Source organism: Larkinella ripae (assembly GCF_054780775.1).
This window is the reverse complement of record NZ_BAAGVR010000024.1, coordinates 232,051-258,948: the sequence shown is the minus strand read 5'-3', so window position 1 is coordinate 258,948 and position 26,898 is coordinate 232,051. Positions and strand designations below refer to the sequence as shown.

The 26,898-nt window shown below is 54.8% G+C and carries 20 protein-coding genes; 14 read left to right on the top strand and 6 right to left on the bottom strand.

Going from position 1 to position 26,898, the window contains the following annotated elements:
• Nucleotides 1–2 precede the first annotated feature (2 nt).
• Nucleotides 3–1,022: a LacI family DNA-binding transcriptional regulator gene (locus ACYVHX_RS19755; protein WP_460673406.1), complete on the bottom strand. Its 1,020-nt coding sequence runs from the start codon at nt 1,020–1,022 to the stop codon at nt 3–5.
• A 326-nt stretch (nt 1,023–1,348) separates the two neighbouring features.
• On the opposite strand from ACYVHX_RS19755, the gene ACYVHX_RS19750 reads away from it, so the two are divergent.
• From ACYVHX_RS19750 to ACYVHX_RS19720, 7 genes are all read left to right on the top strand, one after another.
• Nucleotides 1,349–4,399 (top strand): SusC/RagA family TonB-linked outer membrane protein, encoded by a 3,051-nt coding sequence (locus ACYVHX_RS19750; protein WP_460673405.1) that lies wholly within the window; start codon nt 1,349–1,351, stop codon nt 4,397–4,399.
• A gap of 67 nt (nt 4,400–4,466) precedes the next feature.
• Nucleotides 4,467–5,942: a RagB/SusD family nutrient uptake outer membrane protein gene (locus ACYVHX_RS19745; protein ID WP_460673404.1), complete on the top strand. Its 1,476-nt coding sequence runs from the start codon at nt 4,467–4,469 to the stop codon at nt 5,940–5,942.
• Entirely contained in the window at nt 5,939–7,039 is a 1,101-nt protein-coding gene (locus ACYVHX_RS19740; RefSeq protein WP_460673403.1) for a glycoside hydrolase family protein, read from the top strand. The genes ACYVHX_RS19745 and ACYVHX_RS19740 overlap by 4 nt, the downstream gene beginning before the upstream one ends.
• A gap of 24 nt (nt 7,040–7,063) precedes the next feature.
• Nucleotides 7,064–8,209, top strand: a complete 1,146-nt coding sequence (locus ACYVHX_RS19735; RefSeq protein ID WP_460673402.1) for a hypothetical protein — start codon at nt 7,064–7,066, stop codon at nt 8,207–8,209.
• 54 nt (nt 8,210–8,263) lie between these two features.
• Nucleotides 8,264–10,066, top strand: coding sequence for an FAD-dependent oxidoreductase (locus ACYVHX_RS19730; RefSeq protein WP_460673401.1), 1,803 nt, complete (start codon nt 8,264–8,266; stop codon nt 10,064–10,066).
• A 60-nt stretch (nt 10,067–10,126) separates the two neighbouring features.
• On the top strand, nt 10,127–12,652 hold the full coding sequence (locus ACYVHX_RS19725; protein WP_460673400.1) for a glycerophosphoryl diester phosphodiesterase: 2,526 nt from the start codon (nt 10,127–10,129) through the stop codon (nt 12,650–12,652).
• Between the two features lie 9 nt (nt 12,653–12,661).
• Entirely contained in the window at nt 12,662–14,410 is a 1,749-nt protein-coding gene (locus ACYVHX_RS19720; RefSeq protein WP_460673399.1) for a sodium:solute symporter family protein, read from the top strand.
• Here ACYVHX_RS19720 and ACYVHX_RS19715 read toward each other — a convergent pair.
• Complete coding sequence (locus ACYVHX_RS19715) at nt 14,363–14,770, bottom strand: putative toxin-antitoxin system toxin component, PIN family (protein WP_460673398.1); 408 nt, start codon at nt 14,768–14,770, stop codon at nt 14,363–14,365. The genes ACYVHX_RS19720 and ACYVHX_RS19715 overlap by 48 nt on opposite strands.
• Entirely contained in the window at nt 14,767–15,003 is a 237-nt protein-coding gene (locus ACYVHX_RS19710; RefSeq protein ID WP_460673397.1) for a hypothetical protein, read from the bottom strand. Before ACYVHX_RS19710 ends, ACYVHX_RS19715 begins: the two co-directional genes overlap by 4 nt.
• A gap of 63 nt (nt 15,004–15,066) precedes the next feature.
• Between ACYVHX_RS19710 and ACYVHX_RS19705 the strand changes: the two genes are divergently transcribed.
• The 6 genes from ACYVHX_RS19705 (at nt 15,067) to ACYVHX_RS19680 (ending at nt 22,617) form a co-directional block, all read left to right on the top strand.
• Nucleotides 15,067–17,115 carry a glycoside hydrolase family 2 protein gene (locus ACYVHX_RS19705; protein WP_460673396.1) on the top strand — a complete coding sequence of 683 codons (2,049 nt, stop codon included), beginning with the start codon at nt 15,067–15,069 and terminating at the stop codon, nt 17,113–17,115.
• Entirely contained in the window at nt 17,090–19,366 is a 2,277-nt protein-coding gene (locus ACYVHX_RS19700) for an FAD-dependent oxidoreductase (RefSeq protein WP_460673395.1), read from the top strand. Before ACYVHX_RS19705 ends, ACYVHX_RS19700 begins: the two co-directional genes overlap by 26 nt.
• Before the next feature lie 296 nt (nt 19,367–19,662).
• Entirely contained in the window at nt 19,663–20,217 is a 555-nt protein-coding gene (locus ACYVHX_RS19695) for a peroxiredoxin (protein ID WP_460673394.1), read from the top strand.
• Between the two features lie 91 nt (nt 20,218–20,308).
• A complete protein-coding gene (locus ACYVHX_RS19690; RefSeq protein WP_460673393.1) occupies nt 20,309–20,899 on the top strand; it encodes a carboxymuconolactone decarboxylase family protein in 591 nt (196 codons plus the stop codon).
• A 162-nt stretch (nt 20,900–21,061) separates the two neighbouring features.
• Nucleotides 21,062–22,066 (top strand): c-type cytochrome, encoded by a 1,005-nt coding sequence (locus ACYVHX_RS19685; RefSeq protein WP_460673392.1) that lies wholly within the window; start codon nt 21,062–21,064, stop codon nt 22,064–22,066.
• Nucleotides 22,067–22,344: 278 nt separating this feature from the next.
• Complete coding sequence (locus tag ACYVHX_RS19680) at nt 22,345–22,617, top strand: DUF4242 domain-containing protein (RefSeq protein ID WP_460673391.1); 273 nt, start codon at nt 22,345–22,347, stop codon at nt 22,615–22,617.
• 269 nt (nt 22,618–22,886) lie between these two features.
• Here the strand turns inward: ACYVHX_RS19680 and ACYVHX_RS19675 are convergent, their stop codons facing one another.
• Both ACYVHX_RS19675 and hemH read right to left on the bottom strand, forming a co-directional pair.
• Nucleotides 22,887–23,303, bottom strand: a complete 417-nt coding sequence (locus ACYVHX_RS19675) for a Uma2 family endonuclease (protein WP_460673390.1) — start codon at nt 23,301–23,303, stop codon at nt 22,887–22,889.
• Nucleotides 23,304–23,382: 79 nt separating this feature from the next.
• Nucleotides 23,383–24,462, bottom strand: coding sequence for a ferrochelatase (gene hemH, locus ACYVHX_RS19670; RefSeq protein ID WP_460673389.1), 1,080 nt, complete (start codon nt 24,460–24,462; stop codon nt 23,383–23,385).
• Between the two features lie 223 nt (nt 24,463–24,685).
• Between hemH and ACYVHX_RS19665 the strand changes: the two genes are divergently transcribed.
• On the top strand, nt 24,686–25,624 hold the full coding sequence (locus ACYVHX_RS19665; protein ID WP_460673388.1) for a LysR substrate-binding domain-containing protein: 939 nt from the start codon (nt 24,686–24,688) through the stop codon (nt 25,622–25,624).
• Here the strand turns inward: ACYVHX_RS19665 and ACYVHX_RS19660 are convergent.
• A complete protein-coding gene (locus ACYVHX_RS19660) occupies nt 25,621–26,889 on the bottom strand; it encodes a DEAD/DEAH box helicase (RefSeq protein WP_460673387.1) in 1,269 nt (422 codons plus the stop codon). The genes ACYVHX_RS19665 and ACYVHX_RS19660 overlap by 4 nt on opposite strands.
• Between the last annotated feature and the right edge of the window lie 9 nt (nt 26,890–26,898).

The window sequence follows — 26,898 nt, the reverse complement described above, 5'->3', positions numbered from 1 at the left end:
AACTAGCCCACCGTGGAGCCGCGGACAATCAGGCGCGTGGGGAGTACCACCAGTTCGGGTTGCGGGCGTTCGTCTTCGGCCGCCAGCTGATTGAGAAGGAGTTGAGCCGCCTGCCGGCCAATGTCATCGACCGGCTGGGAAACCGTCGTCAAACCGGGTTCGATCAGGGCCGAAATCGGGTCGTCGCTAAAGCCAACGACGGCAATATCGTCCGGAATCCGCAGCCCCCGGCTTTTAATCACTTTCAGGGCCTCGATGGCGGTCGGGTCGTTAATGGCAAACAGGGCATCGGGCGGCTGGGGCAGATTCAGCAAGTGATTGACGTAAATGTTGGCCTTGTCGAGCGTCAGATCATACGAGATAATCAACGCCGGATCAATCGGAATCTGGTAATCCGTCAGCGCATCCCGGTAGCCGTTCAGGCGGTAGCGACTGTTCAGCAGCGAATCCGGACCGGAGAGGTGGGCAATGCGTCGTTTGCCGGTTTTAATGAGGTGTTCGACCGCCTGGTAAGCGCCTTCGTAGTCGTCCACGGCCACTTTCGAAACCGCCAGTTCATCAATTACCCGGTTGAAAAAAACCACCGGAATGCCTTTGCGTTCAAAGATCTTAAAGTGCTCAAAATTCCGCGTTTCTTTCGTGTGCGACACCAGAATACCGTCTACGCGGCTGGCCAACAGCAGCTTCGTGTTGGCAACTTCCGTTTCGTAGGACTCATTCGAGTGGCAAATCACAATGTTATACCCTGCTTTGGCCAGCACATCCTGCGCGCCAATGATCACTTTCGGGAAGAAAAAACTCAAAAATTCCGGCACCATGATCCCGATCGTCTGCGTCCGGTTGGTCAGGAGCGAAATCGCCAGTTGGTTCCGCTGGTAGTCAAGCTGACCGGCCAGTTCGAGCACCCGTTCCCGGGTTTTTGCCTTGACATTCGGGTGACCCGTCAACGCCCGCGAAACCGTCGATTTGGAAAGGTCGAGCGTCCGGGCAATATCGATGATGGTGGTCTGATGACTTCTCATTAAATTGTACTATCCAAATATTCAACAATGACTATCCAGAAAAACCGCCCGGTTTTCCCATCACAATGATACTCTTTTTGGGAACATTCCCATAAAATTGGGAATGTTCCCAAAAATATAAGTCAATTTTTTCTTTGCAAAATTACGATCTCACAGTAATATCAAGGAAAAGTGGCAAAAAACAAGGGTTTTACTGGCTTTTTACGATTCCTCCCGAAAAACCGCCCGTAAATCATATTGGTTGCATTGCTCACCAGTAAAATTATAAAAATTGCACATTTTCTATTACCAACCTTTAACCTCAGGGACGATGTCCGACTTTACGTATGGTATTCACTAAACCCGTTCGGGCCGTAAAAAGTCTGTTGTGGCTTTTCGTGCTCTCAATCACCATTCCTTCGTTTGCGCAAACCAACGGCCTGACCGTTCGCGGACGGGTTACCTCCGGTTCGGAAGCGCTGCCGGGTGTCAACGTCATTATCAAAGGCACGCAACAGGGCACGACGACCGACGTCAACGGTCAGTATAACCTGGCGGTTCCGAATAGCGGTGCCACGCTCACCTTCTCGTATATCGGTTACGTTTCGCAGGAACTCGCCGTCGGAAACCGCAGCACCATCGATGTTTCGCTGCAATCGGACGAACGTTCCCTCAGCGAGGTGGTGGTCGTCGGTTACGGCACGCAGCGCAAGGTAGAAACCACCGGTTCCATTGCGTCCATCAAAGCGGATGAACTGGTTCAAACGCCCATTGTCAACGTCGCGCAGGGCCTGCAATCGCGGATTGCGGGGGTTCAGGTCAACCAGAATACCGGCGCACCGGGCGGGAACGTCAGCGTCCGGGTGCGCGGAACCAACTCCATCAACGGCAACTCCGAACCGCTGTACGTGGTCGATGGGATTCAGATTTCCAACGGGGGCGGCATCACGGACGTCAGTCCGCTGTCGACCATCAATCCCAACGACATCGAATCGGTCGAAATCCTGAAAGATGCCTCGGCTTCGGCCATTTATGGCTCCCGGGCCGCCAACGGCGTGGTGCTGATTACGACCAAGCGCGGAAAAAGCGGGGCCACGCGGGTGACCTTCGACAGTTACTACGGCGTTCAGAAAGTAAACAAAACGCTGCCGGTGATGAACGCGGCCGAATTTGCGCAATTGGAAAATGAGGTTTTTAAAAATAACTTCTACCCCGATCCGGCGTCGCTGGGCGAAGGCATCAACTGGCAGAACGAGATTTTCCGGCAGGCTCCCATTCAGAACCACCAGCTTTCGATCAATGGCGGCAATGAGAAAACGCAACTGGCGCTGTCGCTGAACTACTTCAACCAGGACGGCATCATCATCAGCTCGAATTTCCAGCGGTATTCGCTGCGGCTGAACCTGGATCACAAGATTGGCGAGCGGTTCAAAGTCGGAACCAGCATTCTGGGCAGCTATTCGATCAACGACGGCATCACGACCGGCAGCCAGACCATCGGCGACGCGGGCGTGGTAACGGGTTCCATCCTGGGAGCGGCCCTGGGCGCACCACCAAACCTGAAACCGTATCGCCCCGATGGCACGGTTTTTCCCTTTGGTGAACAGGCGACGCAGTACCGCGAAGTTTCCAACCCCCTCGGTTTTGCCGCGGCCCTCAACGAACGGAGCATCAAACGGACGCTGGCGAATGTCTACGGTGAAGCCAACATCGTGAAAGGGCTGACCTACCGGGCGTCGTTCAACGTCGATCAGCGCGCCGAACTTTTTAACGGCTACAACCCCCGTTCGATCATCAACCGCACCGATTTGAACGACAACTCGGGTTCGGCCTCCAAAAACAACGTTAACTACCTGGCGATGCTGCACGAAAGCATCCTGACGTACAATACCGCGTTTGGAAAAAATCATACGCTGAAAGGAACCGCCGTTTTTGCCACCCAGGCCGAATTATACAACGACAACAACATCAGCGCCACCGGTTTTCCGAACGACGCCACCCAGAACGAAGCCCTCCAGCTGGGCCTGACCCGAACCGTCAGCAGCAGCCGGAACCGCCAACGGCTGGATTCGTACATGGGGCGCGTCAACTACGGGTTTAAGGATAAGCTGTTCCTGGATTTCACGGCCCGCGTCGATGGGTCGAGCAAATTCGGCGCGAATCACAAATACGGCGTGTTCCCGGCGGTGTCGGCGGCCTGGCGCCTGATCGAGGAACCGTTCCTGAAATCCGTCACCTGGGTTTCGGATCTGAAGCTGCGGGCCAGCTACGGAATCACCGGCAACGCGGGCGGAATCAACCCCTATCAGTCGCTGGCGACGGTATCGGCTACCACGCCCAATTTCAGCTTCGACTATAACCTGAACCATGCGTTTGCGACCGGTATTGGCGCCACCGGCATTGCCAACCCGGATTTGCGCTGGGAGCGTTCGGCCCAGACCAACATCGGTATTGACCTGAGTCTGTTCAATAACCGGGTGAGTTTCATTGCCGATGTGTACCACAAAAACACCAAAGACCTCCTGTATGTCAAGGCCTTGCCGCTGAGTTCCGGCTACAGCACCCTGACCGGAAACTTTGCTTCGCTGGAAAACAAAGGAATTGAACTGGCCGCCAACGGACGGATTCTGGACGGTGCGTTCAAATGGGATGCGTCGGCCAACGTGACGATCAACCGCAACAAAGTGCTGGGTCTCGACGGCGGGGTTACCACCGAACGGTTTATTACCACCTACACCATTCTGAAAGTGGGCGAGCCCCTCGGGTTGTTCAAAACCTACCTTTTTGACGGCATCAACCAGACGGGCGAAACCATCCTGCCCGGTTACGACGGTCGGGTCGGTGGGCATAAAGTCAGAGACGTCACCGGCGACGGTCAGATTACGGCGGCCGATCAGACGATCACCGGCGATCCGAACCCGAATTTCATCTACGGTTTTTCCACCAACCTCTCCTATAAAGGCTTTGATCTGAGCGCGTTTCTGTCGGGTTCGCAGGGCAACGACATTTACAATGCGGCCCGTTTGTCGTTCGAAAATCCGGCCGGGCAGCGGAACATGCTGAAAGGCGTGGTCAACCGCTGGTCGCCCACCAACCCGAACAACCAGTACGCCAGCGCGTTCGTGGCCGGGCGCCTGCCCATTTCCAGCTACGTCGTCGAAGACGGTTCGTACATGCGGATGAAAAACATCACGCTCGGCTACAACCTGCCCCGCATCAAAGGGGTTCAGGGCATCCGGGTCTACGTGAGTGGCAACAACCTGTTCACGTTCACCAACTACAGCGGTTTTGATCCCGAAGTCAACACCTACGCCGGTTCCAACACGGTTATCGGCGTCGACAACCTGGTGTATCCGCAGGCCAAATCGTTTCTGGGCGGTATTCAGATCACCCTTTAGTTAGCGAATTAGCGATTGCGCGAATAAACTCACGCCATCACTCAATCGCTCAATCCTTCAATAGACAATGAAAAAGACATTCCTTCCCATACTTGCAGCGCTTGCGTTGACTGCCTGCGAACTGGACGAAACGATTTATTCGTCCATCTATACCGAAGCGTTCTACAAAACCGCGGCCGATGCCGAAAAAGGTCTGATTGCCGCTTACGCCCCGATGGGTGATCTGGGCAATGGCCCGGCCCTGACGCTGCTGAGCGACATGAGCGACGACCAGACGTATCCGCGTTCGGTGGTGGGTCGCAGCACCCTGACGCTGTTTACCTACGACGTCAACTACACGAACCAGAAAAGCAACAACCGGGTGATGGAATCCCCGCAGCAGGTCTGGTCAGCGGCCTACAGCGGCATTGAAAAAGCCAACTGGATCATCGCCAAAGTGCCGGAAGCGTCGATGGACGAAACCCGCAAGAAGCAGGTGATCGGCGAAGCGTATTTTCTGCGGGCCTTCTACCACTTTCTGCTGACGAAAAACTTCGGCGACGTTCCGATCAAGATCCGGCCCAGCTACACTGAAGAAGAAGCCCTGACGGCCAAAAGCCCGAAAGCCGAGGTGTACAAGCAGGTTTACGCCGATCTGGATCAGGCCGAAGCCGCCGGTCTGCTCTCCTACCCGGCCGTTGAAAAAGGGCGTCCGGCCAAAGAAGTCGCCACGGCGCTGTATGCCAAAGCCGCCCTCTACAACGAAGACTGGGCCAAAGCCCTGGAAAAAGCCCGCGCCGTGATCACTTCCGGCAAGTACCGACTGATGACCGAAGTAAAGGACCTCTACCGCTACGACAAGGAAGACGAAGCCCGGATCGAAAACCTGTGGGCCTACGAAGTGGACCCGATTTCGCCGGGCCGCAGCCACCAGCTCGTCGGTCTGTACGGCCCCAGTGGCAGCGCGGGCGCCGAATACGCCCGGACCTCGTTTGGTTCGATGTTTGCCTACCAGTCGTTTTTCAATTCGTTTGAACCCGCCGACAAACGGCGCACGCTGCTGGATACGAACTACCTGAACAAGAGCGGGAAAATTGTGGCGCAGAAGGACATTACGCCCATCACGACGAAAGGCGTTCTGGTCAAAAAATACCAGGACCCGGTTTCGACCATCGGTTCCATTCCGAACATTCCGATTCTGCGGCTGGCCGATCTGTACCTGATTGCTGCCGAAGCCGAAGCCCGCCTGAACGGCGCCACGGCTACGGCCTACGGTTTTATCAATACGGTCCGGAAGCGGGCCGGACTGGCCGATCTGAAAACCGGGCTGTCGAAAGATGCCTTCATCGACGCCGTGATTCAGGAACGCGCCTGGGAATTTTTTGCCGAAGGCGACCGCTGGTATGACCTGACCCGCACCGGCAAATTCCTGACGGTGATCCCGAAAGCGGTCAACGACGTGTATCCGGTGCGCAACGTAACGGCCAAAAACAAATATTTCCCGATTCCGCAGGACGAGCTGAACGCCAACCCGAAACTGGAACAGAATCCGGACTGGAAATGAGCAGACGTCTCCATACGCTCACGATTTTCGGCCTGACGGCCGCATGGCTGTTGTCGTGCGCCGTCCGGCCGAAGTCGGATAAGCAGAAACCGGCCGCCGTCGATCTGGATTTCAGCCAGTTGATGCAGCCGGTTCCGACGCGGGCGGTCTTGAAAGATAGTCTGTATTACACCTGGTGCGGGACGATGGTGGCCGACCAGAAAGGCAAATACCACCTGTTTTATTCCCGGTTTAAGCGCGAACTGGGGTTTAGCGCCTGGGTGACGCACTCGGAGGTGGCCCATGCCGTGGCCGATCAACCGCTGGGACCGTATACCTTTAAAGACGTGACCTTGCCTCCGCGCGGCCCGGGCTACTGGGACGGCCTGTGTACGCACAACCCAACCGTCCATGAATTTGACGGAAAGTACTACCTCTATTACATGGGCAATACCGGCGATGGGAAAGTCACCCCAAAAGGCTTAAATTTCGTTCACCGCAACAACCAGCGCATCGGCGTGGCGGTGGCCGACAGCCCGGATGGTCCCTGGAAACGGTTCGACAAACCCCTGATCGATGTCAGTCCGGATTCAACGGCCGACGACGCGCTGGTGGTCAACAACCCGTCCATTACCCGAAAACCGGACGGTGGGTTTCTGATGGTCTACAAAGCCGTTGGCCGGAAAAAACCGCTGCCCTTCGGCGGCCCGGTAGTGCATAAAGTGGCGCTTGCCGACCGTCCGCTGGGGCCGTTCCGGAAACAGCCCGGCACGATTTTCGGGGCCAAAGGCAGTGCTTTTCCGGCAGAAGACCCTTTCATCTGGTACCAGTCGGGCCAGTACTGGGCCATCGTGAAAGACATGCACGGCGCGTTCACCAAAGCCGGCCAATCGCTCGCCCTGTTTCAGTCCGGCGACGGACTCGACTGGCAACTGGCGCAACATCCGCTGGTGTCGAAGCTGGAAATTAAATGGGACGATGGCCGGGTCGAGAAAGTGGCGCACCTGGAACGGCCGCAATTGTGGTTAAAAGACGGAAAACCGCATGTTTTGCTGCTGGCGGCCGATGTGGACCCGACTCAATCGTTTAACGTGCATATTCCCCTGAAAACGAACTAACCGGGCCTCACCGGTGCTCAACGTATGCGAAACAAAAGCGGTAGTTTGGGAATCCTGATCCTGTTGCTGGTCGTCGCCGGAAACGACGGCCTGGCGGCCCTACCGCCGGTGCCCGGTTTTTTCCGCCCGAACAAAATCCGGGAGTTTACCATCACCGAAAACGATACGACGACCTACGTGCTGAAACTGGCGCTGGACGAATCGGAAAAACCGGCTTATTTCTTCCGGAACGTGTTCACGCCGGTTTGCCTGACGGGCGAATGCAAACCGGTTTACATTAATTTCTACTGGGATTTGCTGGGCAACTACCTCCGGTTCGACTTTCCGCCCCGCGAGGTGCTGACCAAGATGGACCACCGGGAATTCAAGCCGGACGATTACGAAAAGTTGCAGGACATTCTGAGCAACCCAAACTCGCTGCTGAAGGACGTGGCGATGGAAGACCTGATCGGGAAAGGCACCGAAAACCTGGCCGACTCGGTGGATGCAAAGGCCGGAGTCACCCTGAAAACCATCAAAAACGAGGTGATTGACGGTGCCGTCTACACCTGCTATACCCTCTGGCATTTGGCGCACGGCCCGGTTGGGGCCGAAATGCTGAAAATCACCGAGACCTACCGGAGTGACGCGCTGCTGCACGAATTTCTAACCAGTAACAACCATTATTACCAGTATTGGGCGATGGAGCGCGTGATCGACAAAACCGGCCAGGTTTCCGCGTCGTTCAGCCCCGACCTGATGCAGATCATGCGGGCCAAAAACGTTTTCACGGCCCGGTATGCGCTGCAAAAAGTAAACAGCCGGTTTTTTACGGGCACGGACCGGCAAACCTGGCTGTGGGAAACTTACGCGAAAGCCGCCTATCCCATTCAAATCGCCATCCTGAAAAAGCTGGCGACGGTTCCTTTTCAGGCTCCGCTGGCCCATCAACTGGCACAAAGCGTGGTCAACGCCAATCCGGAACAATTTAACCTGATGCTGAATCTGCTGGCTGCGCAACCGAAGTTGCCGGAAAAAACCGTGCTGACGCTGGCCAGTCATCTGACCCATTCCAATCAGGACTATACGGCTGAAATCTACCGCGTTCTGACGGCTTTAAAACCGAAAAATCCGGCGGTTCAAGCGAAAATGAAAGTTTATAAAACCAGTACCGCCGGGCGGGATCTGTAATCCAAACGACATCCCTAAACCCAACACCTAAACCGACACAACCTGACGATCCGCATGAAAACCTTCTTCAAAACCCTCTTTAGCCTGCTCATTTCCTGGCAACTGGCCGCCCAGGACCACGTTTTGGTGGACACCGAATCGTTTGAAAACAAGGGCGGCTGGGTCATTGACCAGCAGTCGTTTGTGGTCATCGGTTCTTCGTATCTGATGGCGCACGGCCTGGGGCGACCGGTCAAGGACGCGACCACCACCGTGAACTTCCCCAAAAAAGGCAAATACCAGGTCTGGGTGCGGACCAAAGACTGGGCGCCGTTTCCGAAAGGTCCGGGTAAATTTCAGCTGGTTCTCGACGGCAAACCGGTCAATACGGTTTTTGGCGAGAGCGGTTCGGAAGCCTGGAAATGGTATCCGGGCGGTGAAATTGACGTCAAAACCGACCAGCTTAAACTCGCGCTGCACGACCTGACGGGTTTCAACGGCCGCTGCGACGCCATTCTGTTTACCAACGCGCCGAAGTTTACGCCCCCCGACAAACCCGCCGACCTGACGGCTTTTCGGAACAGATTGCTGCACCTGACCGACAAACCCGCCGAAGCCGGCAACTTCGATCTGGTCGTGGTCGGTGGCGGTATTGCCGGAACCTGCGCGGCCATTTCAGCCGCGCGGATGGGTTTGAAAGTGGCCCTGATTCAGGACCGTCCGGTGTTGGGCGGCAACAACAGCTCCGAAGTTCGGGTGCATTTGCGGGGCGATGTGGATAAAAATCACTACCCGAAACTAGGCCGGATTGTGCGCGAAATGGACAATGGCGACCCCGGAAACGGTCACCCGGACGGGCAGGAATACGGCGATGTCCGGAAAACCCAGATTGTCAAAGGCGAGCGGAACCTGACGCTGTACCTGAACACCCACGTGTACAAAATAGAGAAAAAAGGTAACGCTATTGCCGCCGTCGTCGGTCGGGATATTGCCACCAACCAAGAGGTTCGGTTTACGGGCACGTATTTCTCCGACTGCACGGGCGACGGCACGCTGGGCCATCTGGCCGGGGCCGACTACCGCTTTGGCCGCGAAAGCAAAGCCGAAACCGGCGAGTCGCTGGCGGCCGAAAAATCCGATAATTTCACGCTGGGCACCTCCAACCTCTGGGCGTCGCTGGAACGCGATACGGCCACCTCGTTTCCCGAAGTCCCCTGGGCGCTGCCCTTCTCGGACGAATACCACATCGACGAAGGGCGGTCGGACTGGCAGTGGGAAACCGGTTTTGGTAACTTCAACACCATCACCGACGCGGAGAAAATCCGCGATCACAACCTGCGGGCGATCTTCGGCAACTGGTCGTACCTGAAAAACAACAAGAAAAATAAATACGGCAAGAGCCAGCTGGCGTGGGTGGCCTACATCGGCGGCAAACGCGAATCCCGGCGGCTGCTGGGCGACTACGTTCTGAACCAGATGGATATTCAGGAAGGCAAGCAGTATTCGGACGGCACCGTGACGGCCACCTGGACCATCGACCTGCACTTTCCGGACACCAAAAACAGCAAATACTTTGAGGGTCAGGAGTTTTTCGCCGGAACCAAGCACATCAAAGTAGCGCCGTACACCATTCCGTACCGCTGTCTGTATTCCAAAAACATCACGAATCTGTTCATGGCCGGGCGGAACATCAGCACCACCCACGTCGCCTTCGGCAGTACCCGCGTCATGCGGACCTGCGGGATGATGGGCGAAGTGGTCGGTTTTGCGGCTTACGTGGCCAAAAAATACAATACGTCACCGCGCGGAGTTTATCAGGAACATTTGCCGGAATTTATGGCGATCATCAAAGATGAGCCCGCTCCGGCCAAACCGTAAGTGATTCCATTCAAATCGATCAGTTTGCGCTTAAAAGAAACTGACAACCCGGTTTTTGCCATGAAATACAACCTAATTTTAGTCTTCATCGTAATTAGTCTCGGCGGTTTTGCCCAGAAACCAAAAACCGTCAGTCTGTCGAACGACCGGATTCAGTTGGTCTGGGAATCGACGGCCAGCGGCTGGCGGTTACAGAAGGTAGCCGCCCAGAAAGGCCGACAATGGCAGACGCTGGCCAAGCCCTCCGGCGAAAACACCTTGCTGTTTGCCGCCGAAAAACCGTCGGACAACAGCAGCGGCCGACCGTCCGAAACGACTTTCAAGACGATTACCGGCGTTGATTTCCCGGAGAAAGAATACCATTACCAGCAGGTGCAATGGGCCGAATGTACCAGCCCGGTTTCGCTGAATACCGCCGGACAGGCGCTTCATTTTTTTCCGAAAGAAGCCCGGCAGACCGGTAAAAACCGCCTGACGTTCCGGCAGGAAACCGAGGCAGGCACGGTCAGCACCGAGTGGAGCATCGACCCGAAATTCCCGCAGGATGTGATCGTGAAGCAAACGCTGACGGCCCGAAAAGGCGGTTTTTTCTCCTTAGCGACACCCACGCTGGCCGACATTCCCGAACAAAATCTGACGTGGGCGACGGTTCCGGGGTATTTTCAGGGCAACAAGCTCCAGCCCAACTTTGTGCTGGCCTACGCCTACGGTCACGGCATTCCAACTTTGCCGGTTTTATACCGTGAACGCTGCGCCAGTACGCTTTCGCCCATGATCAGCATCCAAAATGGCCTGACGCTTTCGGTGATCCCGGAACCGGGGCTGGCGCGCGATCCGTGGGCGAACGACAAAATCACGCAGCTCGACTGGAACATCGGCCTGTCGCACATGAACCGCAGGGCGCAGCTTTCGCCGACGCTGTATTTCCCCGTGCTGGGTGAACCGAAATCGGCGCTGAAACCGGGCGAAACCATCAGCTACACCTTCCGTTACAGCCTCACCGACGGCGACTGGTTCAAAGCGCTGAATCATACGGTTTACGACATTTATCAGTTTAAGGAGACGCTGGCGCTGCGGAAAAGTAAACAATCGCTGACCAACCGCATCCAGCAAATGCACCACTATCTGACCGACCCCAAAACGTCGCTCTGGAACGTCGAAGAGTTTGAAGGAAAGAAAATTGGTGCGCAATCGTACCTGGGCGGGGTGGTCGGGTCGAACAAGGACGCCATGAAAAACTCGGACTACGGTGCGATGTGGATGCTGGCGACGGCCACCGGCGACTCGCTGCTGACCCAAAACGTGCTGCCCTACGCCGAAAATTTCAAGCTGGTGCAGCAGGAAACCGCCAATAATTTTTTCAAGGGGGCCGTCGAGGGCCAGTATTATCTGGCGAAATCGAAGAAGTTCGTCGAGGAATGGGGCGCCGTGGTCGAGCCGATAGCCCTGACGTATTACACGATGCTCGACATTGGTAACATGATGCTGTTCGAACCGGACGATCAGGAGTTGAAAAACCGGTTGCGCTTCGGAGCCGAACGGCTACTGACTTGGCAAAAACCGGACGGTAGCTGGGCGGTGGCCTACGACAAACAAAACGAGCAGGAAATTTTCAAGGACATTCAGGACGTTCGGCCCACCTTCTACGGAATGATTGTGGCGCATCGGCTGCTGAACGACCCGAAATACCTCGCGGCTGCCCGCAAAGGCGCCGACTGGCTGATTAAAAACGCCGTCGAAACCGGGAGCTTCCTGGGGGTCTGTGGCGATGCCCGCTACGCGCCCGACTTTGCCACCGGCCAGTCGGCCCAGGCGTTTCTGGACCTGTATGACCTGACGAAAGACGAACGGTACAAGCAAGCCGCCATCACCTGCGCCAAGATTTACACGACCTCGATTTATACGCACCCGATTGCCAGCCGTAAAGCCAAAACCGTCAACGGGACCCCGCGCGAAGACTGGGAAATCAGCCAGACGGGACTGAGTTTCGAACACGGCGGGATTTTTGGCTCGGCGGGGCGGCACGGTCCGATTCAGTTGTGCAGCCACGCGGGTTTGTTCATCCGGATGTACGGCATGACGAAGGAGCCGATTTTTGCCGACATGGCCCGCGCCGGCGCCATTGGTCGCGATGCGTTTGTGGACACCAAAACCAGCGTGGCCTCGTACTACTGGCAGGCCATGAACCGGGGCGCGGGGCCGTACCCGCACCACGCCTGGTGGCAGATCGGCTGGCTGACGGACTACCTGCTGGCCGAAGTGGAGTTGCGCTCGAACGGAAAAGTCACGTTCCCGCGCGGTTTTGTTACGCCCAAAGTGGGGCCGCACCAGACCTACGGTTTTGCCGCCGGCACGGTCAACGGTGAAAAGGCGACGCTGCTGATTGACGAAAACCGGGTGAAGATTGATAACCCATCGGTCGATTGCCTTCTGGCGAAATCGGAAAAACCGGGTAAAATTTTCGCCATTTTGCTGAACAACAGCGCCCAGGCGGCCGACTTTCAGATCACGGCGCCGGGACAGGCGGCTACCCGCAAGCAACTGCCGCCGTTTGGCTTTGAAGTAATTACGCTGGCGAATAAGTAACTTATTCCAATGAATACAACCATTGATTCCCTCGTCATTTTTGTTTTTTCGGCCTTCGTGCTGGGCATCGGGATGTTGTTTGCCCGGACCGGACGAAACCTGAAATCATTTTTTGCGGGCGGTGAAGCCGTGCCGTGGTTCATCGGCGGGCTGTCGCTGTTCATGAGTTTTTTCTCCGCCGGAACGTTCGTGGCGTGGGGCTCGATCGCTTACAAACACGGCTGGGTGGCCATCACGATTCAGTGGACGATGTGCATCGGTGCACTGGTAACGGGCCTGTACCTGGCTCCCCGCTGGAAAGCGACCGGTGCGCTGACGGCGGCCGAGTTCATCCGCGAGCGGCTGGGCGCGACGGTTCAGAAAGTATACATTTTCATTTTTACGCTCGTTTCGCTGTTCATCAAAGGTTCGGTCTTGTATCCGGTGGCCAAGCTGGTGAGTTCGTCGCTGAACCTGCCGCTGGTGCCCTGTACGATCGGTTTGGGCATTTTCATGATTGCCTACACCGCCGTTGGCGGACTCTGGGCGGTGATGGTCACCGACATATTGCAGTTTGTGGTGCTGTCGGCTGCGGTATTTATTCTGCTGCCGCTTTCACTGGATCGCGTGGGCGGGTTTGCGGGCTTCACCAGCGCCGTTCCCGACGATTTTTTTAACCTGCTCAATGGCGAATACACGTTTGGTTTCGTGGCGGCTTTTGTAATTTACCACATCTGTTACATTGGCGGCAACTGGACGTTCGTGCAGCGGTATACGAGCGTCGACAGCCCGAAATCGGCCCGGAAAGTGGCGTTTCTGTTTGCCGGTTTATACCTCGTCAGCCCGGTGATCTGGATGCTGCCGCCGATGATTTACAAAGCCATCAATCCCACGCTGACCGGTCTGGACACCGAAAATGCCTACCTGATGATCTGCAAACTGGTGCTGCCCCCCGGTTTGCTGGGACTGATGCTGACAGGCATGTACTTTTCGACTTCGGCCAGCGCCAACACGGCTCTGAACGTGGTTTCGGCGGTTTTCACCAATGACATTTACAAGGGGCTCGTCAACCCAAAGGCATCCGACAAGCAACTGATGCGGATAGCGCGCGGTTCTTCCTGGTTCTTCGGCCTGGGCATGATCATCATTGCACTGCTGGTTCCGGCCGCGGGTGGAATTGTCGAGGTTGTTCTCAGTATTTCTTCTATTTCGGGCGGGCCGCTGCTGGCTCCGCCCCTCTGGGCGCTGTTTTCCAAACGCCTGACTGGCAAAGCCACGCTCTGGATTACCAGCATCGGGCTCGTGGTCAACTTGTTTTTCAAAGCGGTTTCACCCTGGCTGCTGGATTTCAAACTAACGCGCGGGGCCGAAACCATCATCGGCGTTGGCTTGCCGTTGCTGCTGTTGCTGGCGTATGAACTCTGGGCGGCCCAACGTTCGGCGCGGTCGGGCAACCAAGTAGCCGCTGAAGAATTGTCGTATCAGCAAGCCAAAGCGCAAAAGAAAAGAGAAGCTGCCGAAACCGTCAGTTCGGAAGAAGCCATTGAAGTTAAAAAACAAAACCGGTTTGGGTTGCAGATTATTGCCGTATCGCTAGCTTTTACTGCGATGATGCTGCTGGGCCTGAGCTTTCTGACCACGCAGGGAGCAGGCATTACCGCCGTCATTTCGGTTGTCGTTTTGGTGGCAGCCTTGATTCCCTGGCGGGCGTCCCGAAAAGTTCACATACCGTCAGGATTGCAGCAACCGGAGAAATTCGTCAATTCGAATCACGGATAATTTAGGAAAAACAATGTCACGAAGAATACTGAAATGGCGATCTTCTGATACTAGATGGTCGACATTGGCGACTAAGGCACAATCGACATATTTATTATCGTCGGGATCATTGTGCATTAACTTCCATTCAAAGTGTACGGATTGTAAGGTGCAATTTGGAAGCGAGAGGATGAGTTTAACAACGTTGTCTGCAACGCCGGGCGATGTTTTTTCGGAAAATTTCTCGTGGTATTCGGAAAGAATATCGTTACTGACGACAAGCTCAAACCGCTCTGCTTTCAGGGCGTCAAAAATTGGACGATACGGCGAGGCAACAGGAAGTGCAATCAGCAGAACATTAATATCCAGAACAACTCTCATTGGGGATTGTGGCTCCGTAAATGTTCACTTTTCCAGTTTTCAAGGGTTTGTCCATTCCAGTTTTTCTCCTGACTTAACTGGATCATTTCCTCATCAATTTTCTGGGCAAAATAATCCGCCAGCAACCGCCGTATTTCCTTTAATTCCTCTTCCGAAACGGTGTAAGGATAAAGTTTCAGTAATTCCAACTGAAGGTTGCTCAACTGGGTGGAGGCCGTTTGTGAAGTCGCCATGGTCATCCTTTTTTACAAATATAACACAAAGCGGAACGGCTTTGTGAACCAATAACTTCTTACATGAACTACAAGCAAATCATACGAACGGTTTTCTTTTTTCTGCTCCTGACCACGGCTTCGTTTGGGCAATACCGCATCCACGATCCGAAGGCCATCCCGCTCAATGGCGAGTGGGTCTTTGCGATGGACCCGAACGAGGTGGGCGAAACCGGCAAATGGTACCGCGACGACCTGCCGATCAACCGCTGGAATAAGGTCACCGTACCCCATTGTTTCTCGGTTGATCCGCGTTACGAATTTTACACCGGAACTGCCTGGTACCGCCGGTCGTTCCCCTGGCAACCGATTGGCGGCAAACGGGTTCTGCTCCACTTCGACGCGGCATATTACGAAACCGTCGTCTGGCTCAACAACCGGAAAGTTGGCACGCACGAAGGCGGGTACACGCCCTTTCATTTCGACATTACCGATTACCTGAAAGCGGGGAACAACTCCATCGCCGTTTCGGTCAACAACAACACCTGGCGCACGACCACCATTCCCGGTTCGAAGGACAACAACCAGCCCAACGACCCGTTCCCCGGCTGGGTTAATTACGGCGGCCTGATTCGTCCGGTTTACCTGACCGTCGAACCGGCGGTCTACATCGAAAACGTCAAAGTGGAAGCCACACCCGATCTGGCCAAAGGCACGGCGACGCTGAAAGTCAAAACCCGGATCCGCAACACCAGCAGCCCCGCAACGGCCCCGAAACTGGCGTTCCGGCTGGAACAAACCGGCAAACCCGTCAACGTCACCTGGAAACAGCAATCCGGTCAGGCAACCAACCAAACCACGGTTTGGGAAGCCGAAACGGCCCTAAAAGCCGCCGATGTCAAGCTCTGGAGCGTTGACCAGCCGACCTTGTACGACCTTCAGGTCGTGGCCGCGACCGATACCGTCCGCACGCATTTTGGCATCCGGAAAGTGGAAGTAAAGGGAACCCAGTTACTGCTCAACGGCCAGCCGATCCGGGTTGCGGGCGGAAACCGGGTGGTCGATTATCCGAAGCTGGGATCGCTGGAACCGGATTGGCTGGTGGAAAAAGACCTGCGGCTGATGAAAGAAGCGGGCATGGAGTTGCACCGCCTGACGCACTACACACCCTCCGAAACCGTCTACGACTGGGCCGACCGCAACGGGATGCTCATCATTTCGGAAGCGGGCAACTGGCAGCTAACGCCCCGGCAGATGGACAACGACACCATGCGCACCAAGTTCCGGCAGCAGTTTCGCGAGATGGCCGAGCGCGACTGGAACCACCCCTCCATCATTGCCTACAGCGTTGGGAATGAGTACCTTTCCGAACAACCCGCCGGACAGCGCTGGACCAAAGACATGATTGCCTACGCCCGCGAACTCGACCCCACGCGGCTGTACACCTTCGCGTCCATGCGCCTGAACATTCTGCCCAAAAAACCGGAAGACGAAGCCAGTCAGTACTGCGATTTCATTTCGACCAACACCTACGGCAACCATGCGCCGATTCTGAAACACATTCATTCGCTCTACCCCGACAAACCGATTTTTATCAGTGAGTACGGTACCCGTGCCGACGGGAAGGACGGTGAAGCGGGGCAGGTTCCGCACCTCGAGAAGTTTCTGAGCGACATTCGCCAACTGCCGTACGTGATCGGCGCGTCGTGGTGGTCGTACAACGATTACCTGAGCCGGCACGACGGCACCAACCCCGACGGCACCCGCCCCTGGGGCCTGGTGCGGCACGACCGCTCGAAACGTCCCTTGTACGACGCCCACCGCAGCGGTATGGCGCCCGTAACCATCGAAAAACTAAGCTGGGCACCCGGCCCGGAAGGCGTTCACCAGCTCAAACTTCGGGTAACGGCCCGGAATGATTTTCCGGCGTATGCCCTTAAACAGTACCAACTAAAAACGGGGCCGTCAACCCTGCGCATACCCGATCTGCAACCGGGACAATCGGCGGACTTTACGCTGCCGGTCAGCGGTTTTGATAAAACCCTAACCGTCGAAATCTTAAAACCAACGGGCTTCTCTATTCTGGCACAAACGATTGATTTAACGAATGATACGCGAACAAGCAACCGATAAACGAACGCCAAAAACCGTTCGGTACGAAGCTGATTTGATTGTGGTAGGCGGAGGGCTTTCCGGGACCTGTTGCGCCATTACGGCCGCCCGCGCCGGCACCCGCGTGGTGCTGGTACAGGATCGTCCGGTGCTGGGCGGCAATTCGTCCAGCGAAGTCCGGCTGTGGGTGCTGGGGGCCACCTCGCACATGGGTAACAACAACCGCTGGGCCCGCGAAGGCGGTTTTATCGACGAGGTTTTACTGGAAAATCTGTACCGCAACCCCGAAGGCAACCCGTTGATTTTCGACACCATTCTACTCGAAAAAGTGGTCGAGGAACCCAACATTACGCTCCTGCTGAACACGGCGGTGTACGACGTTGAAAAATCGGGGCCGGAAACCATCAGCGGCATCAAAGCGTTTTGTTCCCAGAACAGCACGGCGTACGACCTGGCGGCTCCGCTGTTCTGCGATGCGTCGGGCGACGGCATTGTGGCGTTTCAGGCCGGAGCGGCTTTTCGGATGGGCGCCGAATCGACCGAAGAATTTGGCGAGAAGTTTGCGCCCACCGCCGAATACGGCGAACTGCTCGGCCATTCGCTGTATTTCTACACGAAAGATACCGGTAAGCCCGTGCGGTTTGTGCCGCCCTCCTACGCCTTGCAGGACATCACCAAAATCCCGCGTTACCGGCGGTTTAACGCCAAAGAATTTGGTTGCCAGTTGTGGTGGATCGAATACGGCGGGCGGCTGGATACCGTGCACGATACGGAAACCATTAAATGGGAACTCTGGAAAGTGGTGTACGGCGTCTGGAACCACATCAAAAATTCCGGCCAGTTTCCCGAAGCCGAAACCATGACCCTCGAATGGGTCGGGCAGATTCCCGGCAAACGCGAAAGCCGCCGGTTTGAGGGTGATTACATCCTGAAACAACAGGATGTGGTGGAACAGCGGACGCATCCCGATGCCGTGGCTTTCGGGGGCTGGTCGCTGGATTTACACCCCGCCGACGGTATCTTTTCCGAAAAACCGGGTTGCAACCAGTGGCATAGCAAGGGCCTGTACCAGATTCCGTACCGCTGTTTATACAGCAAAAACGTTAAAAATCTGTTCATTGCCGGCCGGATCATCAGTGCCTCGCACGTGGCCTTTGCGTCGTCGCGCGTAATGGGAACGAGCGCCCACGGCGGACAGGCCGTGGGCATGGCAGCCGCCCTGTGCGCGCGGGATGGCCTGCTTCCCCGCGACTTGACTGAACCCATTCGGATGCACGAATTGCAGCAGGAACTGCTCAAAACCGGTCAGCACATTCCGGGTTTGCACCTGTTCGACGGCGCGGATCTGGCCCGGACAGCCACCCTAACGGCGTCCAGCGAACTGGTACTGAATGAGCTACCCGCCGACGGTCCCTTAACGCAACTGACGTCGTCCGTTGGTCAGATGCTGCCCTTGCCCGCCGGCCCCGTTCCGCACCTGACGGTTTGGGCCAGCGCCGACCAGGACACCACGCTGACGGTGGAACTGCGCCGGAGCAGCAAACCGGAAAACCATACGCCGGACGTGACGCTCCAGACGCTGACCATTCCGGTTGCGAAAGGTCGTCAGGAAGTGGTGCTGAATTTTGAAGCCGTGCTTGAAGAACCGGCTTACGTTTTTGTCCTGTTCATGAAAAACGAGCACATCCGCCTGCCATACAGCGCCTTGCGGGTGACGGGTGTTTTGTCGGTTTTCAACAAAGTGAACGCGGCTGTTTCCAATTTCGGAAAGCAGGAACCGACCGAAGACATTGGCGTGGATGCGTTTGAGTTCTGGACCCCGGAACGGCGGCCCAAAGGCCAGAATCTGGCGCTGAAAGTCAATCCCGGTATTGCGCTGTTTGGGGTCGAAAACCTGCGGAACGGCGTGCAGCGGCCCACGAATCAGCCGAACGGTTTTGTGGCCGATCCGACCGATCCGAACCCGACGGTGACGCTAAGCTGGCCGGATACGCAGCGCATCAGCCGCGTGGAACTGTTCTTCGACGGCGACTTCGACCATCCGCTCGAAACCGTTATCATGACGCATCCGGAAACGGAAGTGCCCTTCTGCGTTCGTGATTACACGCTCTGCAACGACCGGAAAGAACCGGTTTTTCAGCAGACGAACAATCACCAGACGCGCAACACAATCCGGTTTGACCAGGCGATCGAAACCCGCAGTCTGACGATTCATTTAAAAGCCATGAACGGCCCAGCCCCGGCAGCGCTGATGGAAGTACGGATTTATTAAAAATATTCTTTTCGATTACCAGATCGGATATGATTTTCGCCAGACAGCGAGTCATATCCGATCTTTTTATTTTTATATTTTCAAATCCGCCATAGCACTATTACTATTCATGATTGGCTTATTCCCAATTTGAAGGTATACAGAAATCCGGAATGCGCCTAAATACCGTACACAATGACATTCCTCATCGTTTTTATCTATATCGAATCAATAAATACGATGAGGTTCGCGTCGATTTTCTTCCCATTTTTGTACAGAAATCATTTTCATACAACCTGCACAAAATTAAAGAAACTATGAAAAATCATATTGTATCCGTCGGTTCACAATTTCCGGACTTCAAAAAACTGGCCGTTGTTTCCCTGGAGAAAGGCAACGAGTTTTACGAAATTTCGTCTGACGACCACAAATCGGCTGGCAAATGGCTGGTGATGTTCTGGTGGCCGAAAGATTTTACGTTCGTTTGTCCGACCGAAATCGCCGAGTTCAACCACAAATTCGAAGATTTCGCAGACCGTGACACGATGGTGGTTGGGGCTTCAACCGACAGCGAATTTGTTCACCTGGCGTGGCGCAAAAACCACGATGACCTGCGTGGTCTACGATTCCCGATGCTGGCCGATACGTCAAAATCACTGGCCGAAGAGCTGGGTATCCTGGAAGCCAACGAAAAAGTAGCCTACCGCGTCACCTACATCGTTGACCCCCAAGGCATTGTTCGCTGGGTATCCGTGAACGACCTGTCCGTTGGCCGGAACGTCAACGAAGTCATTCGCGTGCTGGACGCCCTGCAAACCGACGAACTTTGCCCCTGCAACTGGGTGAAAGGCGAAGAAACGCTGAATGCTTAATCAAGGAAAAGGGAGGAAAGGAGGAATGGAAAAGGCAAAACCGCCCCTTCCTTTCGTCCTTCCCTCCCCCTCTCCTTTCTTCCTTCAAACTATGATCACTTCCATTCAAAACGAAACCGTTCTGTCGCTGCTGACCAACCTGGGGCTGGATACGACGGCTTCTTATCCGGCTTTAGAAACGCTCGGACAGGTTGACCACCGGTATTTGCGCGACCTGAAAATTAACGTTGGCAACGTCCTCAACAGCAGCCAGAACCTGACGAAGAAAGAAGCCCGTTTGCTGGCGTTGTCGGTAGCCGTCAACGAAAAATACCAGCCGCTGATCGACAGCCTTTCGGAGCAGGCCCGTCAGGAAGGCGCAACGGACGCCGAAATTGCCGAAACGCTGGCTTGTACGTCGCTGCTGAGCACCAACAATGTGTTCTACCGGTTCCGGCATTTTACCGGAAAAGAGTACTACCAGCAAACGCAACCCGGCATTCGGATGAGCATTATGATGAATCCGGTGTTGGGCAAAGAATTTTTTGAATTAATGAGTCTGGCGGTTTCGGCCGTCAACGGCTGCGAGTTGTGCGTTAATTCGCACGAAGAAAGCGTTCTGAAACACGGCGCAACGGAAGCCCGGGTTTTCGACGCCATCCGGCTGGCCTCCGTCATCAAAGGGCTGATTACGCTTTTGTAAGGGAATTCTGTACACTTCATCGACTGGACCTGCGGGCTTTTACGGCCTTGCAGGTCTTTTTTTTGCCAATAAATAAATCAAGGGATTTGAAGTACTTACTTCCGGCGGTTTTTAGATAGTTTTGCGGGTAAAAATACCTACTCCCTCTTCAAAAACTATAGCATGAAAAAGTTTCTACGGATTCTCGGCATCCTGGTGGGCGTCGTGGTCCTGCTGGTTGCCGGTAGTGTTGCGTACATCAAAACGGCTCTCCCCAATGTTGGTCCGGCTCCCGAACTAACCATCAGCACCGATTCGGCCCAGATTGCCCGCGGAAAGTATTTGGCCAACCACGTAGCGGTTTGCATTGATTGCCACTCGGAACGGGACTGGAAAATTTCGAGCGGGCCGGTGGTGGCGGGCACCGAAGGAAAAGGCGGTGAAGCCTTCACGCGCGAAATGGGATTCCCCGGCAGCTATTACGCCCGAAACATCACGCCGGCTCATCTGAACGGCTGGACCGACGGCGAAATTTACCGGGCCATTACCACCGGTGTCAGCAAAGACGGGCGGGCCTTGTTTCCGGTTATGCCCTACGGAAATTTCGGGCAGGCCGATCCGGACGACATCAAGGCCATTATTGCGTATGTCCGCACGCTCAAACCCATTGAGAACAAGGCCATTCCGGAACCCGAATCTGATTTTCCGATGAATTTGATTATCAACACGATCCCGGCGAAATCGGAAGGGGGCAAACGCCCGGACCCGGCGGATTCGCTGGCTTACGGCAAGTACCTGGTCACGCTGGCCAGTTGCGGAGAGTGCCACACGCCGGTGGACGACAAAGGACAAAAATTACCGGGAATGGATTTTGCCGGTGGCCGGTCGTTCCCGATGCCGTCCGGAACGGTGAAATCCTCAAATTTGACGCCGGATTCCGAATCCGGCCTTGGCTCCTGGACCAAACAGGCGTTTATTGCCCGCTTTGATGCGGCCCGGCAAAAGGATTTTACCCATCCAACGGCGCTCGAACATCCGGAATTTAACACCATCATGCCCTGGATCATGTATGCCGGCATGAATGACCAAGATCTGGGCGCCATTTTCACGTATCTGAAAACCGTCAAGCCGGTAAAAAATGCGGTTGTGAAATTCACGCCAAAAGGGCAGGAAGTAGCCGCCCGCTAAACAGGCGAAAACCGGCCGCGCGGCCGGTTTTTCATCGTTGCAAAGACGATCTTTTCTCAAAAATCACCGAAATCCGTGACCGAAAAATCCCGGATTTCGGTGATTTTTTTTGCCAAGAAACCCGGGACCTTTGTATCAGTAGTTGCAATCCCACCGGTTCCGGGCTTACGTTCAAAAACCGGGTTGGGAAAGGGCGGAGTCCGGAAACCGCACAAACGGGGCGCAACCGAAAAGCCACACGAGTAGGAGATTACACGGTATCAATTCTCTAAAACACCATGCCAAAGTATGTTATTGAACGGGAAATTCCCGGCGCAGGTCAACTCACGGCCGATCAGTTAAAAGCGATTTCGCAGACTTCCTGCAGCGTTATCAACGGTTTGGGACCCCAGATTCAGTGGGTTCACAGTTACGTGACGGACGACAAAATCTATTGCATTTACAATAGTCCCAACGAGGAGGTTATTCGGGAGCACGCCCGGCTGGGCGGTTTTCCGGCAAATTCGATCAGCAAGGTATCGACCATTATTGACCCGGTTTCGGCGGAGTAAGTCCTCTTTTACGGCAAGGTAAAAACCGCTGGCATCAGTCACTGAACAAGACGGGCGATGACGACCCAGCCCCGCCAGATGGCGGGGCTGGGTTATTCCCGTTCCTCCTGAACATCCACTCCGAGGTATAGTTCACCCAATGAAATCCCGGCATCGACGGATTCCAGCCGAACCACATCCGTTAGTTTCCAGTAGGAAGCAATCCGCCATAAATCATTTTCAACTTTGGTAAAAACTTCAACCAGAACGCCATCGGGCCTAATTTGAACCTACTCGCGAAACGAAGGAATCTGCCGGTAAAGACTAAATTCCCTGCGCTTGTCGTATCCTTTCGTCGAGGGAGAAAACACTTCGATAATGACAAGGGGATTATTGGCGTCCTTTTTATTAACATCAAATCCCTGTACTGGCCCGCAAATAATACTGGCATCCGGATAAACATACTGGGTTTCGGAAACGGCCAGCGCCAGGTCTGAGTTGTATACCAAGCACGGTTTTCCCCGCAAAGCGCTCCGGAGTTCAGCACCAACATTGTTGGCAAGCAGGCTATGTGCCGGACTTCCACCCGTCATATCATAAATTACACCGTCAAGGTATTCGTGCTTAATGTCCGACCCCTTTTCCAGAGCAAAGTAGTCTTCGAGGGAATAGTATTTTTTTTCAGCAGGCAGGCCTTTTGTTGTCAAACGCGTTAATAATCTACGGTTCTCGAAATCAAGCTGAACATAAAATAATCCTTTTTGAGCAATAAACGCAAAATCTGCCCTACCCCGCTCGCTTTACCAGATCGACTAAAAGCTCGATCCAGAGCGGACTATCGTTCAGACTTTCGACCAGTTGCCAGCGTTTTCCACCGTGTTTTTCAAACAATTCGCGGTATTCTTCGCCCACCTCAATGGTCGTTTCCAGACAGTCGGCGACAAAGGCGGGCGAAAAAGCCAGCACACTGCTGATTCCTTTTTGGGCTAATTCCGGAATCACTTCGTCCGTATACGGTTTTATCCAGGGATTTTTTCCAAGCCTCGACTGAAAACTGGTGGTATATTTTCCTTCCGGAATACCAAGCGCCTGCACCAGCAAACGGGTGGTCTCAAAACACTGCGCCCGGTAACAATATTGATTCATACTGTGCAGCGAGGAGCAGCAATCGCCCAGTTTGCAAACGTGGCCGGTTACATCACCTTTCAGAATCTGACGCTCGGGCAAACCGTGGTAGCTGAACAGGTAATGATCAAACGACTCCTGCGCCATGTACTGCCGAGCGCGCTGGGCAAACCCTTCGATAAATTTTGGGTGATCCAGAAAGCTATTCGTGAACGCAACGCGCGGAATGACCTGCCATTTCCCCACAATGTCCATTACTTTCTCGTATACCGAACCCGTGCTGGCCGATGCGTACTGCGGAAAAAACGGAATGACGACAATATCCGTCAAACCCAGTTGCTGGAACGCCGAAAGGCCGGCATCGATACTCGGATTCTGATACCGCATCGCCAGTTTGACGACATAGTCGTCGCCCAGACTGGCTTGCAGGTCACGCTCAACAATCTCGCCGTAATACTTTAAAGGCGAACCGTTAACGGTCCACAACTCCCGGTATACCTTGGCCGATTTGGGCGCACGAAAGGGCGCGATGATGCCATTGACCAGAAAATACCGCTGCGCATACGGCACATCAATGACCCGACCATCCATCAAAAACTCCCGGAGGTACTTTCGGACGTCCGGCACCGACGGGCTATCCGGTGTTCCCAGGTTCACAATCAGAACGCCGGTTTTGCCGACGGATCTCCGGCCAGCCGGAGCGTGTTGCATGGCAGATATATCCCGATCGGATACGTTCATAACTAAATAGCGAGTTGGCTGATCAAAATTACAACGCAAATGGTATCAACTCAATCAATATCTTTTATTTTTACATCGATAGTATCGATAACTACTGGATGGCTGGACGGTTCTAATGGTCAGATAGGGTTGTATAAACAGCAGATTTCGGACTTATACATTCCCCTCTACCCATCCTGACCCGTTCAGCCCTTTTGCCATTCACCATTACAACCATCCAATCGTGACCCTTTCGCAGTTAGAATACATCGTTGCCGTTGATACGTACCGCCATTTTGCCACTGCCGCCGATCATTGCCACGTTACGCAGCCCACCCTCAGTATGCAAATCCAGAAGCTGGAAGACGAGTTGGGCGTGTTGCTGTTCGACCGATCGAAGCAGCCCGTGGTGCCGACCGAAACCGGCCAAATCATTTTGAATCAGGCCCGCGATGTGTTGCGGGCGGCCCGTCGGATTCCGGAAATTGTGAAAGAGTCCCGCGAGGATTTCAGTGGTGAACTCCGGCTTGGGATCATCCCTACCCTGGCGCCGTACCTGCTTCCTTACTTCATCGGGCCGTTCATTGAGCAGTACCCGGCCGTTACGGTTCAGATTCAGGAAATGATGACGGAGCAGGTGCTGGAGCGACTCAAAAATGGCCTGATCGACGTCGGGATTATTGTCACTCCGCTGGACGAAAACGGGTTGGTCGAAATTCCGTTGTTTTACGAACCGTTTGTGCTCTATGCGGCCAATTCGCACCCGCTGTTTCAAAAAACCGTCGTTTCATCCACCGACCTGAAAACCGAAGGCTTGTGGTTGTTAACGGAAGGCCATTGCTTTCGGAATCAGGTGGTTAGCCTGTGCGGAACCGACAAACGACAGAACGGCAGCCAACCGCTCCGGTACGAAACCGGATCGCTCGAAACCCTGATCAAACTGATTGATAAACAGGACGGTTTTACTTTACTGCCTTACCTGGCCACGATCGACATGGACAACGCCCGCAAGGCGCGCATCCGGCCTTTCGAGGCTCCGCAACCCGTGCGGGAAGTGAGTCTGGTGATGCACCGCAGCTTTCTGAAACGGAAACTGATCGACGCGCTGAAACAGGAAATCCTGGCGCATCTGCCCGCCGATCTGACCACCTCGAAAAAGAAAAATGCCGTCGTTCACATTTAACGGCGGCTAAACCGACGCCGGTTGCCGTTCCGAAAACCGTTGCCCGCAATTTCGTTGCGGTTTCCGTTCGAACTGTTTGCCGATTGGGGCCGCGATGGCAGAGCGGGCGCTTCAACCGCCGGGGCTGTTCCCATCGGATACGGATGGTTATCGACAACCGGAATATTCTTGGCAATCAGCTTGTTAATATCCCGCAGGTATTCTTTTTCCTCGGCATCGCAGAACGAAAACGCAATTCCGTTGTTGCCCGCCCGACCGGTTCGCCCAATCCGGTGAACATACGTTTCGGGCACGTTCGGCAGTTCGTAGTTGATAACGTGCGAAAGTTCTTCCACGTCGATTCCCCGCGCGGCAATATCAGTGGCTACCAGGACGCGCGTCTGGCGGTTTTTAAAGTTGCTCAGGGCCCGTTGCCGGGCATTCTGGGATTTGTTGCCGTGAATGGCTTCGGCCTGAATACCGGCTTTGGCCAGGTCTTTGGCTACTTTGTCGGCACCGTGTTTCGTGCGGGCAAACACCAGCGCCGAGCCGATGGTCTGATCGTTCAGTAAGTGAATCAGCAGGCGTTTTTTGTTGGCTTTGTCCACAAAATAAACCGCTTGCTTCACGGTTTCGGCCGTCGACGAAACCGGTGTTACTTCCACCTTGGCCGGTTTTTTCAGAATGGTATCGGCCAGCTTAGCCACGTCGGGCGGCATGGTTGCCGAGAAAAACAACGACTGACGTTGCGTCGGCAACTTGGCAATCACCTTTTTAACGTCGTGAATAAAGCCCATATCCAGCATCCGGTCGGCTTCGTCCAGCACGAACAGTTCGATGTGCCGCAGATCGACAAACCGCTGGTTCATCAGATCGAGCAGCCGCCCCGGTGTTGCAATCAGAATATCGACTCCGGTTTTCAGGGCCTGCGTCTGGGCGTGTTGCGACACCCCGCCGAAAATAACCGTATGGCGCAAAGTCAAAAACCGGCCGTAGGCCGTAAAGCTGTCGCCAATCTGGATGGCCAGTTCGCGGGTGGGGGTCAGAATCAGGGCCTTGATGGGTCTCGGACCGCGATCCGACAGTCTTTGTTCACTCAGAATCTGGAGAATGGGAATCGCAAAGGCGGCCGTTTTTCCGGTGCCGGTCTGGGCGCAACCCAGCAAATCCTGGCGTTCCAGTAAAATCGGGATGGCTTGTTCCTGAATGGGGGTGGGAGTGGTATAACCTTCGGTGCTCAGCGCCTTCAGAATCGGCTCAATAAGCGGTAATTTCGTAAAAGACATGTGGTAAAT

Bases quoted from the DNA above. Each gene is read 5' to 3' on its own strand.
- ACYVHX_RS19660 (WP_460673387.1), bottom strand. From the start codon at position 26,889: ATGTCTTTTACGAAATTACCGCTTATTGAGCCGATTCTGAAGGCGCTG.
- ACYVHX_RS19745 (WP_460673404.1), top strand. From the start codon at position 4,467: ATGAAAAAGACATTCCTTCCCATACTTGCAGCGCTTGCGTTGACTGCC.
- hemH (WP_460673389.1), bottom strand. From the start codon at position 24,462: ATGAACGTATCCGATCGGGATATATCTGCCATGCAACACGCTCCGGCT.
- ACYVHX_RS19700 (WP_460673395.1), top strand. From the start codon at position 17,090: ATGATACGCGAACAAGCAACCGATAAACGAACGCCAAAAACCGTTCGG.
- ACYVHX_RS19720 (WP_460673399.1), top strand. From the start codon at position 12,662: ATGAATACAACCATTGATTCCCTCGTCATTTTTGTTTTTTCGGCCTTC.
- ACYVHX_RS19740 (WP_460673403.1), top strand. From the start codon at position 5,939: ATGAGCAGACGTCTCCATACGCTCACGATTTTCGGCCTGACGGCCGCA.
- ACYVHX_RS19725 (WP_460673400.1), top strand. From the start codon at position 10,127: ATGAAATACAACCTAATTTTAGTCTTCATCGTAATTAGTCTCGGCGGT.
- ACYVHX_RS19685 (WP_460673392.1), top strand. From the start codon at position 21,062: ATGAAAAAGTTTCTACGGATTCTCGGCATCCTGGTGGGCGTCGTGGTC.
- ACYVHX_RS19735 (WP_460673402.1), top strand. From the start codon at position 7,064: ATGCGAAACAAAAGCGGTAGTTTGGGAATCCTGATCCTGTTGCTGGTC.
- ACYVHX_RS19755 (WP_460673406.1), bottom strand. From the start codon at position 1,022: ATGAGAAGTCATCAGACCACCATCATCGATATTGCCCGGACGCTCGAC.
- ACYVHX_RS19715 (WP_460673398.1), bottom strand. From the start codon at position 14,770: ATGAGAGTTGTTCTGGATATTAATGTTCTGCTGATTGCACTTCCTGTT.
- ACYVHX_RS19690 (WP_460673393.1), top strand. From the start codon at position 20,309: ATGATCACTTCCATTCAAAACGAAACCGTTCTGTCGCTGCTGACCAAC.
- ACYVHX_RS19730 (WP_460673401.1), top strand. From the start codon at position 8,264: ATGAAAACCTTCTTCAAAACCCTCTTTAGCCTGCTCATTTCCTGGCAA.
- ACYVHX_RS19705 (WP_460673396.1), top strand. From the start codon at position 15,067: ATGAACTACAAGCAAATCATACGAACGGTTTTCTTTTTTCTGCTCCTG.
- ACYVHX_RS19695 (WP_460673394.1), top strand. From the start codon at position 19,663: ATGAAAAATCATATTGTATCCGTCGGTTCACAATTTCCGGACTTCAAA.
- ACYVHX_RS19710 (WP_460673397.1), bottom strand. From the start codon at position 15,003: ATGGCGACTTCACAAACGGCCTCCACCCAGTTGAGCAACCTTCAGTTG.
- ACYVHX_RS19680 (WP_460673391.1), top strand. From the start codon at position 22,345: ATGCCAAAGTATGTTATTGAACGGGAAATTCCCGGCGCAGGTCAACTC.
- ACYVHX_RS19750 (WP_460673405.1), top strand. From the start codon at position 1,349: ATGGTATTCACTAAACCCGTTCGGGCCGTAAAAAGTCTGTTGTGGCTT.